Origin of the sequence: Paenibacillus koleovorans NBRC 103111 (assembly GCF_004000845.1) — a bacterium.
In the GTDB taxonomy this organism is placed as follows: Bacteria; Bacillota; Bacilli; order Paenibacillales; family NBRC-103111; genus Paenibacillus_AA; species Paenibacillus_AA koleovorans.
This window is the reverse complement of record NZ_BIMA01000054.1, coordinates 1-13,827: the sequence shown is the minus strand read 5'-3', so window position 1 is coordinate 13,827 and position 13,827 is coordinate 1. Positions and strand designations below refer to the sequence as shown.

Sequence of the window (13,827 nt, the reverse complement as noted above, 5' to 3'; positions counted from 1 at the left end):
ATAGCTTGGATGGCCATATGTGGGCGATCAACTTCATGAACAATCCTGCGTCGGAAGGCCAGGGATAACGAAGAGCATCAACTTTAAAATCTAAATCCAAAGACGCTGAGCGCATATGCCTGGCGATTTCATCGTTCTCGCACAATAATCCCTTAGCTCTCGTGTCTATCCTAAAGGTAATAATTTGTACCTAGCCCCTGCAACTGTACTAAACGAAATGCAGTCCATTTGAGAATCTTCTACTGATCCTACAGGGCCACCACTCACTGTCACCACACCCAAAGGAAGTTCTGAAAAAACTATACATTTCTCACCGTTAAGTGATAAAATTTCTGCTTCGCATAGATTCCCGTTATCCCATCGCAAGCTAACTTCGAATCCACCCCGTGCTCGCAGACCGCTTATCGAGCCAGAGGACCATGCTTGGGGTAGTGACGGCAATAAATGAATCTTCCCTCGATGAGACTGTAGCAGCATTTCGGCAATGCCGGCAGTAGCTGCGAAATTTCCATCAATCTGAAAAGGAGGGTGTGCATCAAACAAATTTGCGTAGACGCCACCTTGCTCGCTCGTGTCATCTGTATCTACGAGTTGCAAAAGGTTTGAGATTAGCTGGAGCGCACGTTCTCCCCGTTGAAAACGAGCCCATAAGCTGATTTTCCAACCGAGACTCCAGCCTGTTCCTCCATCTCCGCGGCGTTCAAGCGACTTACGTGCAGCATCGAATAATTCTGGTGTATTATCTTTGTCAAGTTGCCGCCCTGGAAAAACACCAAACAAGTGGGAGACATGGCGATGCTGCATGTCTTGGTCCTCAAAGTCTTTGTACCATTCTTGCAATTGACCGTGTCTACCTATCTGTAGAGGGAGCAATCGCCTTCTTGCCTCCCTTAGCTCTTCCCTAAAGGCTTCATCCAACCGAAGTACTTCAGATGCTTCCATACAATTCGTAAATAAATCCCAAATAAGCGATAAATCCATCGTTGACGCTGCGCCAACGGCTGTTAAATGTCCGTCTCTCGTAAGAAATTTATGTTCCGGCGAGGTGGACGGACTCGTGATCAGAACCCCCTGCTGATCCGGAATGAGCCAATCCAAACAAAACAACGCCGCTTCCTTCATGATAGGATAAGCATAATTACGAAGATAATCTTCCTCTCTACCAAAGGCATAATGCTCCCACAGGTGCTGGCTCAGCCAGGCCCCCGCCATAGGCCAGTTCGCCCAAACCGGGTCTCCATGCCCGAATTCGCCAACGGGAGCGCTATGCGCCCAAATATCAGAATTATGATGAGCGGCCCAACCGCGAGTGCCATAATTAGTTGCTGCCGTGTAACGGCCCGTAACCGCCAAATGTCCGATAAATTCGAGCAGCGGCTGATGGCACTCGGACAAATTACAAGTTTCTACGGGCCAATAATTCATTTCCGTATTGATATTTAGGGTATAATTGCTGCTCCATGGCGGCTGAATCTCTTTGTTCCAGATGCCCTGCAGATTTGCCGGCTGCGTGCCGGGACGGGAACTTGCGATCATGAGGTACCGGCCATACTGGAACAATAACTCTACCAAGCCCGGATCTGAAGACCCAAATTCCGTAATTCTTTGATCTGTAGGCAGATCGTCAGGGCTAACGGTCTCCCCCAAGCGAATATCAACACGGTCAAACAAGCTCTTATAGTCTCGAACATGGTCTTCAAGAAGCTTTTGATAGGTGTAGCCCAATGCAGCTGTTAAGCTCGCTGAAGCAACATCCCCCGGATTGTTGCCTTCCTTGCCCGGCGAACGGTTATAACCATTAAAACTCGTAGCCGCACTGAAGATCAATGTTACTTCCGTTGCATTTCGGACATGGACACCCTCGTGGTCGACCCAAACTCTCCCTTCATTAGAGACAACCACCATCCTACCTTCAAACGTCATAGCTTCACCGGCGTCTTCTTCTTCATACCGAATCGGCTGATGTACTTTATAGTAAAGGGGAGCAGCATACACGGGCGCCTTACCTCGAACAATCCATTGACCACTTTCTTGAAAAGTCCGTCCCTGCAATCGGGTATCCAGCCGCGCAGTAAAGTTCAACATGCCGTCATGACTAGCATGGAGTCTAGCCACAATGACCTGACCTGGATATGAAGCAAACCACTCACGTACGTACCTGGTATCTCCCACCGTATACTCGACACGGGAAACCCCTTGCAGTAAGTCCAGTTCCCTGCGGTACGAGTGCGCATTGTCACCATGATCGAATGTGATCGTAAGATCACCAAACGGCAAATACGACTGTGTATAGGGTCCCTGCATCTCCTTGCTTGCTTGGTCGGCCTCCACGTACTTTTCTTCAGCGACGAGCCTCCGCACCTCTGAAAGCATTTCTTTTGCGCTAGGGTTATTCCACTCTTTCGGCCCTCCCGACCAAAGAGTATCTTCATTTAATGGAATGGTTTCCGACCCGATTCCTCCGAAAATCATCGCTCCTAGTCGACCGTTACCAATTGGTAACGCTTCCGTCCATTTATTGGCCGGGTGCTGATAGGATAGTTTCACTCTCTTCATTCCCATCTCAGAAAAAAATTGTTCCTCCCAATAATTATGGGGACAGTTCAAGAATCTGTTGTTTCAATTGTTCTCCGCACTGAATCGCTATATCTAGGGGCAATGCTTCTGCTTTGTGCACATTAGTATGACCCACATGCTCTTTCCATGAAGAACTCAACAGGCGATGCCGCTCCCTAACCAACGAGTAGAATGGTGAACGCTCCGGATGAAGTACGTATTCAGGAACTCCATCCAAAGTGATATGAAATAAATGCGCTAGCAACGACTTGGCGATAACCCAGTGTCCCTCTGAATTCGGATGTATGCCGTCACCGGAAATATAGGAAGAATCCTTGGTGCGTTGCCTATTAATATTTTCCAAAAGCGGTTCATAAATAGGAACGATCCCGTCAACGACTGAGCCCAGAGACATCAGCCATTCGGAATATCGACCCAAGACTTCATTGTAGTGGACATAGGGCTCCAAGTAGCTGTACTGATTCTCCCCATCAGGGAGCAAGTTAGCTCCTCGCAACGATTGCGGATCGAACGGAGGCGGTGTCATTACGATGGCCTTAGCACCCGTTTGTTGCACGCTGCGAATTACCTTGTGAATGCCTAACTGGTAGGCTGCGAATCGTTCTTCGGAAAAAGGATAGTAGATGCCATCGTTCATGCCATAACAAATCACGACACAATCAGGTCGGCTTTCTTGCAACGCACGTTCCAATCTGTCATGGATACATGGACGTGGAAAAGGATGCTCTGGCTCGCTTAAGCCAGAGGCTGTTTCACTGCTAACGCCAAGGTTGATGAACGTAATCGGGTGGTCTGGCTGGTTCTGTAAAAAATAAGCATCTAAATAAGAGATATATGTGCCTTCGTCCGTTACGCTATCCCCGAGGAACACAATCTTCTTGGCCTTCGATAACTGTGTTGGCTCCTCATAAATCGGCTTCATTGTGGAGCTCCCTATAATCTATTTTCCATCTGTCCGCGGCTCTCCATGCTGCCCATGATACCGTCCAGATCATCGAATACAAGCTTAATGACAATAACCTGCGAGACGAATTCGTTAACCGGAATGTCGGATAAATGCAAGTAATCCTTCTCGTGGGCCAATGTGGGCATCTTCTCTACGTCCGCGTTCACATCGACTCCATTATTTAACAGGATCGCGCTTTGGGGCATAACCGAAACGGGATTCAGAATGATTCCGGAGCTCTTGGGTGTCGGCACCAGATGCACGTACAGCGCGCTTCCTTTGCGGGTAAACATCAAATCGTCTCTTCCGAATACGGCCGAGATCGGCTTCGCGCCTTCATATGCCTCTTTAACCGACTGATACCACAGTCCAACTTCCCGGATAATGTGAGCACCTATATTAGGAATCGTGCCATCGGCTTTCGGGCCGACGTTGAGTACGTAATTGCCGCCCATCGCCATGATCTTGGCGATGCTCTGAGTCAGGAATTGCTGCGAATAATAATCCTCGTTCGTCCGGTATCCCCAGCTTTGCCTGCCGATCGATTGGACGGCCTCCGTCGGCTTCTCGAATTTCCACCCTTCTGGAACGTGTCGCTCCGGCGTGGAATAGTCGCCTTCGTCAAAGCCTCTGTCGTTAATCAGGATGCCGGGCTGCAAGCGCCGGATAATGGCGTTGAGCGACGGATCGTAGATTCTCGGAGGAATGTCCCAGAAAAAGCTGATGATCTTACCGTAATTCGTGCATAGCTCCGCGATCTGACTTTTGACAAAATCGATATACCGGTCCATATCCGGCTCGTCTCCCGGCACGGGCGGCACTTGGTGGGAGCTTAGCGGATTGTAGCCGTTAGGGTGATGCCAATCTGGATTCGAATAGTATAAGCTAAGCCCCATCCCCCTCCGCTCGCAAGCACCTGCTAACATGGCTAGTATGTCTCGCCCGTAAGGTGTATTGGTAATCTTGAAGTCCGTGTATTGCGTATCCCACATGCAGAAACCGTCATGATGTTTGGTCGTGAAGCAGATGTACTTCATCCCGGCTTCCTCCGCCAAGTCGATCCACTCGTCCGGGTCGAAGCGCTGCGGATCGAACTGCGCTTGCAGCGCTTGGTATTGCGGCTTATCTATCCCTTGCCGCATCTGAATCTGTTCATGCCAGCCGGGAATCGCGTAGAGTCCCCAGTGAATGAACAAACCGAATCTTCGTTCACCGAATCCGTGATTAACATCTCTTGATTGCGCTTGTTGTTCCATTCTTTGTACCTCCGGCGGATTATGATTCAGATCTTTCGCACGTTCTTTGGGCTCGTCCATTCACGATGCGAATGGACCGCCTCGAACCTTCGCTTCGATTGTAGTCGCTCCGTCCTTTGGTTTTTAATCCACTAAAACGGCTCCGATTCTTATCCAATTTCCTTCAGACTGCGGTTGTTTCTCCTGCAGCACTTTTATCTTTAGCACATGTTCGCCCGTTTCAAGATGAGGGTCAAGTATGCAATAACCAGCCCTTGTAAAGTTCAGAGCATGTTTATCCCAGCTTGATTGTCTTCTCGGCTTGTTTCCATCCACACTCCACTCCATGTCACCCGAATCTGGTGCGATTAACCAATATAATCCGATTGATCTGCCTTTAAACTTATATTCAAGTTCCGCGCCTGGCGTACCGCATACGAGCATATGCGGATATCTTCTTGCCAGTGAGCTAATATCCTTTTCCCATGGTTCCTGGTAAAGCTCCCAAGCATCAACAAGTCTCCCCTTGTCAAGAGCCCTTGAGGTTACTGAATATTCTAAACTCCTTTCTATCTGCCCCGGTGCTATGCATGCCGAAAGAAATCTCTGCATTTCATCCGCATATATTTTATAACCTTTATCCGAAGGATGTACCGCATCCGGCAAAAGCTCTTCCCACGTACTCAAACCGGTTCCGACATATTGCCATAATTTTTTCCCCAAATTAACAGACGGGATTTCATAATAGTCTGCTATTTTTTGATGCAATTCTATAGTACGGGGGGCACAATCAAACTCATATGTCTTAGCCATTTCCTTGGTTATTGTATATACGAATACTATATCTGCATTGAAATTATGATTCCAAATCTGCCGCACAATTCCTTCCATGGAGCACAATATCCATTCTTCATCCTTCTTATTATCATTAACGGCAAATTCAATGAATACCAAATCAGGCTCTCCCCCCAGGAGGTCGGTCCGGCATCTGTAAGCCCCAAGGTCCGAGCCGGTACCTCCTATAGCAGCCTGTATTTCAGTAATTTCGCAATTCAGATAACTCTGCCTGAACCAGGATGTAGTCATGGCCCTCCAACTACTCTTTGATGGTTCGGAAGCGCCGCTCCCTTCTGTAATCGATCCTCCGAAATAGGCTATGGTCAATTTTTTTCTTTCATTCAGTGCATGGAATGTATTAAATAAAGGCTTTTCCATTGCTCTACCACTTCCTCTCTAAATTTCCGCCTACCTCCTCCAGCTAAAACGGTTTAATCCTATCACTAGAATGTAGTTCTAATCTTAATAACAACCTTTTTAACATGGCTGGAACTATTCAAATGACATTTAACCTTATGACCATCCGCAGGAAAAAAGAAAAGGAACTGTCCAAACGTCGCTTTCAATAGCTGTCTGTATTCTCCTTTATAAAATTCGCAATCATTGTCAGGGTTGTAATCCACTATGCTGGCAAGTTCTTCGACAGGCGCCCAAAAAATGCATTCTTCACCCGTCAACGGTACATGCAGATCCATACATTCCCGATGACTTTCCCATTTCATCTCATCCGGCGCAACAGTGTCATATTCAAATACACTGGCGTAAATACGATCCCCATCGATATCATAACGACCGTTTTTCGTCTGGTCGGAGCAGCCGGATATAAACTCCATTATTTTTGTAATTCCCGGGATCAGACTTTCATAACTTTTTAGTTGCTTGATACTATCCACTATCATGTTGTTACTCCTGCCTTTCGTCCTTCGGATTATTGTAAAGCGAGCGATAGATCAGGCATTCCCGACGATTTCATTGCAATGCGCACGGCAGTATGTCCGGAGGGAATCACTACTGGCGCGCACAGCCCGCCCAGCGATATGACGTCGCCCGCAAACAGTGTTGAACCATAACCGATCATCTCTATCACATCTTCCGCCTTACAGATATAATCCTCGTACTTGGCATCCATCACCCGTTCTCCGTCAATTTCAAGAAACACAGTCATCTGTGCCAGCTCGTCTTTCGAAAGAGGCGTAACGGCATCGCAAGTCATATTACATCCGTCGGCCCATCTTGCGTAAATTTCCGGCATTTCGCTCTCCCTTGCAAGCGCCGGGTGTATGACCTGCTGCGAGAGTCGCTTATCTGTAACGCTAACCAGAGGAAGATAGCCAAGTATACAGTCCGACAAATTTTCCTTGTCCGCCCATTTGATTGTCTTACCTATCACCACGGCTATTTCGGCGGTTACGTACAGTTCTTCCTTTTCATCAGGCAAGTAGGACGTTCTGCTGGAAAGGGCGGAAGCGACACTCCAAAGATAACGCGGGATTGGCGACGCCTGGCAGCCATGATCCAGAACGCTTGCTTGAGTGTTGGCGTAAGTAATGACGAAGTTGCGCGCTTTCCCCAGACTCCATTCTTCTGCCTTCATTGGCGTAGAAGCGCTGATTTCGCTACGTTTCTCCTCTATTTCTTCATCATCCAGATAAGTGACCGTATTTCGTAGAACACCCAGTTTTTCTATCTCACATTCCACCTCGATCGTCTCACAGCCAACATGATGATCCATATCAATCCCAATGCCGTCCTTGCCGTTTGCTCCCATATGAATGACATCGCCAGGCAGCAGTTCCATGAATGAGCTGAAATAAGCGATTGTTCGCTCAACGCCCACCAGCGTAGAACAAGTATTGGCTCGATCCCGAAGCATACCGTTCGTCCTTGAGTAGAGCATTAGATCGTATGGATGTCCGACTTCGTCCTTTGTAACGAGATAGGGTCCCACCGCACAGCTGATGTCGGTGTTTTTGTGTGTCCATCCATAAGCCATAATGGAAATCGGATCGCTATGTTTGCTCATCTCGCCGTAGTCCACATTGTAATACCCGTGCGCGGTATCCGTGACCACCGTATATCCCGCAACATAAGACATAGCTTCCTCCACGGGTATGTCCTTGCCGGCTTTACCGATAATCACGCCAAGTTCTGCATTAAAAGACATACTCACGCTTCGTCCCTTAGGTCTTCTAATGACAAATGGCTCTCCATTCCCGATCGCGCTCCCCAGATGTCGTTGATGTGCCTGCGGTATCAGGTTGATGTGCCTGATATTGACGTGATTGCGACTAAATCCAGGGCAGTTGCCCACAATCCCCAGCAGAAGTCTCGGTTCGGGAACCGGCGGCAAGAGCTTCACGTCTTTTAACAGATGACCAGCTCTGGCCAGCACTGAAAAACCGTCTGATTGCTCAACAAATCTTTCTGTGAAGCTAACCAGCTTTCTAAGCGTGTCCATTCCTTCTTCGCCAAGCTCCAGAAACCCGTGCATCGTCAAAGGCCAGTGCTTCGGGGAGAGAAAGCGCGGCACACTGAACTGGTAACCTGACGTTTTGCTGACTGCGTAATGGATGATATCTTTTTCGGCCTTGCCGGGCTCTACTAGCAGTTCATCGCCTGTTACCGGATGAAGCAGTACAAAGCCGAATCGTTCCTGACCGTCAACTAAAAAACTTGCGAGCTTCATAGAAAAGCCTCCAATTCTGCGGGTATCACAATGGGCTTGGCAAAAACAGATAGATTTAACTCTATCTGTTTTGCCAGCTATTCATTCAATCTCTAGTGCGACTTATAGTTATCGTATGTTTTCTGCATAATGCTGACTAAATCGTTTACCTTCATTGACTTCAAGGCATTCAAATAAGCGTCCCATTCTTTGTCGATATCGGATTGCCCTGTTATCCAGGAAGCTCTGTACTTGCTCACTGTATTGAAAATATCCGTTCTCATTTCATTCAGCTTTGTCGCGTCATTCGGGTCCAAATAAGGGCGCGGCCATACTTCAGTGCTGATTACGCCTGCTTTATCATACAACTGGTAGGTTTCTCCCTTTACTTTATCAGCCGCGCTCATGGCAACTTTTCCATTCTTATAATCCGATTCAAGCACGGCTCCTGGAAGGTTGTTTGTAAAGAAGTTTCTAAACGTATTTGTTGCATATTTTCCTAGTTCGGTAGCAGGCAGGGCATTAACCGTATAAACATTGTTGTTCAAAGACAGCCTCGGGTCTTCATTTGCGATTCCGTTGTAAGCTTCCAGCGTATTCTCCATAAGGTAAAACTGATCAATGAAAGCCATCAGGATATCCGCGTTTTTGCTATTGCTTGTCAGTTCAAACTGACCTTTACTTCCGGATAAATAGGCCGGATTCAAATAGGATTTCGGTTTGTAGCCCTCTACAACCGGGGGCAAAATGGCAATGTACTGATTGGCGAACTTCCCGGCAGGGTTCTTTGACGTGAGTATACCGTATTTTGCTGCGTTGGCATCATTTTGGATCGCGCTGAAAGTCTGAGAAGAGCCTGTAAAATACTCATTCCACAGCCATTTTTTTGCATACCATTTTTGCATGGTTTTTATATAAGCCTGGTAATCTTTCGACGTAGGAGCGAAAATAACTTTTCCGTCCTTCACGTATACAAAATTCTCAAATGTGCTGTCTTTTGTAGGTATGCCCCATAAGGAGAGCCAGGCTTCCAGGTGTTCAAACCCGGCACCGTTACGAGCCAGCAGCGGAATTTCATCCGCCGGATCGCCGTTTCCATTAGCGTCCTTCGTGGCGAAAGCCTCCATAACATTTTCCAACTCGGCAAGTGTCTTCGGTACAGACAGCCCAAGATTATCCAGCCATACTTTATTGATCCATATAGGACTTTCCAAATAGGTGCCGGGAACCTGATTTACATAGGGCAGCGAGTATATATTGCCATCCGGCGATGCGATTCCTGTCAGCATATCAGGATTTTCTTTGAGGATTCTGCTGTTGAATACAGGCATAACCTTCGGATCTTTCAGGTACTTGTTCATCGGAACCAAAAACCCTTCTTTTGCGTACATGGCCAAAAAGGTTTCATTCATGGCAGATGCGCCCATAATCGCATCCGGAGCGTCTTTCGTACCCAAAAGCACATTCAGTTTTTCAGTGGCTCCGGCCATATCCGCACCTAAGCTGATATACTTGATGTTGACGTTGGTTTTTTCCGCCAATTTTTTAAAAAACGCGGTTTGCTCCGGATTTTCGCCATCCGTGCCGTTAACGCCTGCAATTGTAAATGTATAGGCTTTCGGAAGGGGAAAGGTGATGCCGGCCTTCTCTGTTCCGGTTGGACTTGGTTCTGCTGTTGAACTGGCAGACGGATCTTTCGAATTTGCGGTACAGGCCGTCATGGACAGCCCAATAACCGGAACCATGACCAGGAGTAACAACTTTTGCATTCGTTTCAAACTCATACAATAAACCCTCCCATTAAATAATTGTTTATATTGTGACGTTTTCCCGTGCTGCGTCTGAGCAACACGATCAAACATGATCACCCTTAGCCTTTTACTGAGCCTAACATAACCCCTTGAATCAGATATTTCTGCAGAAACGGATACAAAATGATCATTGGAATTGCACCCACAAGCACGACGGCGTATTTCATCAGTGATTTTTCCATAAGTAAGTGGTACGCTTCTTCGCTTGGCATCATCTCCAGCAGTGTTGAATCCGCGTTAGCGACCAGTTGCGATATGATGATCGTCAACGGCTGTTTCTCCGGGGATCTAATGTAGATTAGCGCTGTGAAGTAATCATTCCAATGACTTAAAGCATAGTAGAGAAAAAGTACCGCTATCATCGCTTTGGACAAAGGCAGAGCAAACCGGAAAAAAAACTGGAATTTACTAGCTCCGTCTATAATGGCCGCTTCATAAATGCTTTCCGGTATGCCCTCCTCAAAAAAGCTTTTGGCGATGAGCATATTGAATACGGATAAAGCGCCGGGTATTACCAGAGCCCAGATCGTGTCCACCATATGCAGCGATCGGACCAGCATGAAGCTCGGAATAAGACCCCCGCTGAATATCATCGTAAATATAAAGAACATACTGATGATTTTGCGGCCCGGAAGCGTTTTCTTCGACATGGCAAAAGCTGCCGGCAATGTCACCGCAAGGTTAATAAACGTACCCACCGTGGTATAAATGATACTGTTCATGTATCCTGTCCATATTTTGGGTGTATGCAGAAGCTTAACGTAGGCTTCCATATTCAGTCCGCTTGGAAATAGAACGACACGGCCCAAAAGAATATCCGAAGGATTGCTTATGGACGCTATCAGTACAAACCAAAGCGGATACAGCGCCATAACCCCCAAAATCAGTAAAAATACTGTTACTGTAAGATCAAAAATACGATCATCCAAACCCGAGTTTGGCTTGAAGCTTCTTTTCAGTGATGTATCGCTCATATTCATCACCCCCGTTAAAAAATGGACGTATCGCTGACACGCTTGGACAACCAATTGACTAGTAGCAGCATAACCAGATTAATGCAATTGATAAACAAACCCACAGCCGTAGCAAAACCATATTGCGCGCTTTTTATTCCTGCCTTATAGACATAGGTACCGATGACCTCAGAAGCTGAAATATTCAAATCGGTCTGCATGAGCAGCACTTTATCCACAGAGACATTTAACATATGACCCATATGCAGGATCAGCATCGTAACGATGACAGGTAAAATCCATGGGATTTGAATCTTCATCATAATTTTGAATTTATTCGCACCATCAATACGTGCTGACTCGATGATGGAAACGTCGACGGAATTCAGGGCTGCCAAATACACAATGGCCGAAAATCCGACGTGCTGCCATAGATTCGTGATCGTGTACATCGGCAGCACCAAATCGTTTCTCCCAAAAAAACTTATCGGGTCCAGACCTAATATCCTTAGCAAGATATTGATAAGCCCTGTTTCTCCGTTACAAAACAGGTTAAGGATACCGATCACCACAACACTTGAAAGCAAGTGAGGCAAATAGGTAAATGTCTGGGTAAATTTAGCCACTCGTTTGTTCACTGAGTTGAAAATCATAAGCGCCAGCAATATCGTAAACGGAAATGTGATCAAATAGCTTACGATGCTTAAAAGAACCGTGTTTTTCATGATAATGCCAAACCAGCCGGAGTTAAAAAAGCGGACAAAATTATCAAAACCGATCCAATCGCCATTCAAATAATTAGCGCCGAGACGTGTGGTTTTGAAGGCGATCTGCAACCCGTACATGGGAATGTAAGAGAACACAAAAGTCACCGCTATGGCAGGAAGCAACATGACATATAATTCCCAATTTGACAAAAAGCCTTTTTTTACTTTTTTTGCGATGGATATACTTGTTGTGTTTGTCATTAAGAATCCGTTTCCTTTCTTTTATTTATGATGAATGAGTATAGGCCGATTTTACGCCGCCGTGAAAGCGCCTACAATCTTCAAAAAGGAAATGCGCAACTTAAAGAAAAGGAGCTGCCGCAAGTTATGGTTTTATGACGATTGCGACAGCTCCATTCGATTGTTACTCGCTAAAGCCGTTTAGCTTCACCGAAATACCAATTTTTCCTTTTTCCCGCATAACTAGCATATGAATAGGAATTGCTTAGACGGGGCCAGCCTCTTTCAATGCCCAGCCTGTCGAGATGGAATTGAAAATCTTCCAGCATGGTATTCGTATTGCGTACGGCCCGGGGAGATTCCCCCGTTTTGAGGCAGTATGCGGCCAAAGCTCCCGCAGCTTCTCCAATATTCCATTCGGTGGAATGAACTCGGAAGGAGCCATTGGTAACGTGGGTCGTACCGATGTTCTTACAGGCAGGAATCAGGTTCTGAAGACGAACGGGTATTAGTGCTCCCAGGGAAATCTGCTGCACCCAATGCTTGCCATGGACGGCTGTTGTAATGTTTGGCCCCCCGTCTCTTCCCTTTTCATGAATGTCGATCCGGTAACCGGATACTCCTACGCTGTCCGCATAATCAACCGGTCCGTCAGGGTGCATGTCGATACGGAAATCCTGTTCGCATATAGTAAACTCGGCTTTTATCCTGCGGCTTTCACGGATATATGGATGAGCGGCCAGACCATCGCTAGTATCGAAAACGTCGGATCTTGGCAAGAGCCCCTTGAACCCAAGCTCTGACTGCAGATAATAGACCAGTGAACGGGAAAGTTCTTTTGCCTCTTTAAGCGCAGTTAGTTTTTCCGTCTGGGAAACACCGGCCAGTACGCCGTCACGGTATTCATTCCCGTTCATCAGAACGGTAAGATCACTTGTAAATAAGGTCTGGTCAAAATTGTCCCGGCAAAAGTGCCTGCGGAAATTCCATATACTTTGTCGGTACACTTCCTCGTCATTATTCGCAAATAGCCCGGCCATCGCGCCGCTGCGTTCAGTTGTTGCCGTAATATGAGCGAATTTGGGACGGAATTTCTCATAAGACAGAGGTTTGGGAATCGTGAAGTCGTTTTCCGGGTGATGCGATAGTGCGATAAGATGTGTAAACGGCTGCTGCCTGAGAGGCTGGGCATCTCCTTCCACAGCCAAAGGTTCACCTGTCTGGCTGATGCTTTCGGCACCTATGACATGCTCAACCCCGCACATGGGCAGAAGATCGCCTAATTCTGTAGCGTCCAGAACATATTGGGCCGCTATTGTCACATTTTCTCCATCGATTGATTGAAATTCCAGTGCATGAATGATATCGCCGGTTATCATGGCTTTGACAGGAGTAAGTCTTTTGAAGATGGATAGAAGTCCTGCCGACCGGTATGGAGCAAGCATTTCCTCCAACACGGCCTCGCCTACCCGCGGTTCAAAGCCGAGGGCGCTTACCCAACACGCTCCCGGATTCAAGGTTAAATCCTGCCGGGCCTTTTCATTCATCGGATAATTTCTGCGGTAATAATCCCTGACCTTGCTTCGAAATGTCAAGTAGCTGCGGGTATGGCCGAAGTTTTCAATCCATGGATGCTCATCCAGCGGTACGCCCTGCCCTGTTGCCTGACCGCCGATCCAGCCGGTCTCTTCTGTCAAGATAACTCGTTTTCCCATCTTGACGGCGGACAGTGCCGCGGATACTCCTCCGAAACTTGCGCCTACAATCAGTATGTCTGTTTGATATTCTATTATCGTGTCCTACCCCCTATCGTTTTCTGTCGTCATTATAAGACCAAAAAACAAACTGAAACAATT

Annotated in this window: 10 protein-coding genes; all 10 read right to left on the bottom strand. The window is 47.0% G+C overall.

Translation table 11 applies throughout. From position 1 onward, the window contains the following. Positions 1-165: 165 nt before the first annotated feature. The 10 genes from PKO02S_RS18140 to PKO02S_RS18095 all read right to left on the bottom strand — a co-directional run bounded on the left by PKO02S_RS18140 (position 166) and on the right by PKO02S_RS18095 (position 13,737). Positions 166-2,556 carry a glycoside hydrolase family 95 protein gene (locus PKO02S_RS18140; protein WP_174819923.1) on the bottom strand — a complete coding sequence of 797 codons (2,391 nt, stop codon included), beginning with the start codon at positions 2,554-2,556 and terminating at the stop codon, positions 166-168. A gap of 34 nt (positions 2,557-2,590) precedes the next feature. Further along, on the bottom strand, positions 2,591-3,499 hold the full coding sequence (locus PKO02S_RS18135) for an SGNH/GDSL hydrolase family protein (protein WP_127585258.1): 909 nt from the start codon (positions 3,497-3,499) through the stop codon (positions 2,591-2,593). An 11-nt stretch (positions 3,500-3,510) separates the two neighbouring features. Next, entirely contained in the window at positions 3,511-4,779 is a 1,269-nt protein-coding gene (locus PKO02S_RS18130) for an alpha-L-fucosidase (protein WP_127585257.1), read from the bottom strand. 123 nt (positions 4,780-4,902) lie between these two features. Next, the gene (locus PKO02S_RS18125; RefSeq protein ID WP_127585256.1) at positions 4,903-5,973 is read right to left on the bottom strand and encodes an SGNH/GDSL hydrolase family protein; all 1,071 of its coding nucleotides are present in this window, start codon (positions 5,971-5,973) and stop codon (positions 4,903-4,905) included. Positions 5,974-6,038: 65 nt separating this feature from the next. Continuing rightward, positions 6,039-6,494, bottom strand: a complete 456-nt coding sequence (locus PKO02S_RS18120; protein ID WP_127585255.1) for a NanQ anomerase/TabA/YiaL family protein — start codon at positions 6,492-6,494, stop codon at positions 6,039-6,041. Between the two features lie 29 nt (positions 6,495-6,523). After that, positions 6,524-8,281: a fumarylacetoacetate hydrolase family protein gene (locus PKO02S_RS18115; protein WP_127585254.1), complete on the bottom strand. Its 1,758-nt coding sequence runs from the start codon at positions 8,279-8,281 to the stop codon at positions 6,524-6,526. A 92-nt stretch (positions 8,282-8,373) separates the two neighbouring features. Then, positions 8,374-10,044 carry a type 2 periplasmic-binding domain-containing protein gene (locus PKO02S_RS18110; RefSeq protein WP_127585253.1) on the bottom strand — a complete coding sequence of 557 codons (1,671 nt, stop codon included), beginning with the start codon at positions 10,042-10,044 and terminating at the stop codon, positions 8,374-8,376. Positions 10,045-10,130: 86 nt separating this feature from the next. Beyond that, positions 10,131-11,045 (bottom strand): carbohydrate ABC transporter permease, encoded by a 915-nt coding sequence (locus PKO02S_RS18105; RefSeq protein ID WP_127585252.1) that lies wholly within the window; start codon positions 11,043-11,045, stop codon positions 10,131-10,133. 14 nt (positions 11,046-11,059) lie between these two features. Further along, positions 11,060-11,992: an ABC transporter permease gene (locus tag PKO02S_RS18100; protein WP_127585251.1), complete on the bottom strand. Its 933-nt coding sequence runs from the start codon at positions 11,990-11,992 to the stop codon at positions 11,060-11,062. Between the two features lie 170 nt (positions 11,993-12,162). Further along, on the bottom strand, positions 12,163-13,737 hold the full coding sequence (locus tag PKO02S_RS18095; RefSeq protein WP_281280440.1) for an FAD-dependent oxidoreductase: 1,575 nt from the start codon (positions 13,735-13,737) through the stop codon (positions 12,163-12,165). Between the last annotated feature and the right edge of the window lie 90 nt (positions 13,738-13,827).

Coding starts and splice junctions, on each gene's coding strand:
- PKO02S_RS18140 (WP_174819923.1), bottom strand. CDS start 2,556: ATGAAGAGAGTGAAACTATCCTATCAGCACCCGGCCAATAAATGGACG.
- PKO02S_RS18135 (WP_127585258.1), bottom strand. CDS start 3,499: ATGAAGCCGATTTATGAGGAGCCAACACAGTTATCGAAGGCCAAGAAG.
- PKO02S_RS18130 (WP_127585257.1), bottom strand. CDS start 4,779: ATGGAACAACAAGCGCAATCAAGAGATGTTAATCACGGATTCGGTGAA.
- PKO02S_RS18125 (WP_127585256.1), bottom strand. CDS start 5,973: ATGGAAAAGCCTTTATTTAATACATTCCATGCACTGAATGAAAGAAAA.
- PKO02S_RS18120 (WP_127585255.1), bottom strand. CDS start 6,494: ATGATAGTGGATAGTATCAAGCAACTAAAAAGTTATGAAAGTCTGATC.
- PKO02S_RS18115 (WP_127585254.1), bottom strand. CDS start 8,281: ATGAAGCTCGCAAGTTTTTTAGTTGACGGTCAGGAACGATTCGGCTTT.
- PKO02S_RS18110 (WP_127585253.1), bottom strand. CDS start 10,044: ATGAGTTTGAAACGAATGCAAAAGTTGTTACTCCTGGTCATGGTTCCG.
- PKO02S_RS18105 (WP_127585252.1), bottom strand. CDS start 11,045: ATGAGCGATACATCACTGAAAAGAAGCTTCAAGCCAAACTCGGGTTTG.
- PKO02S_RS18100 (WP_127585251.1), bottom strand. CDS start 11,992: ATGACAAACACAACAAGTATATCCATCGCAAAAAAAGTAAAAAAAGGC.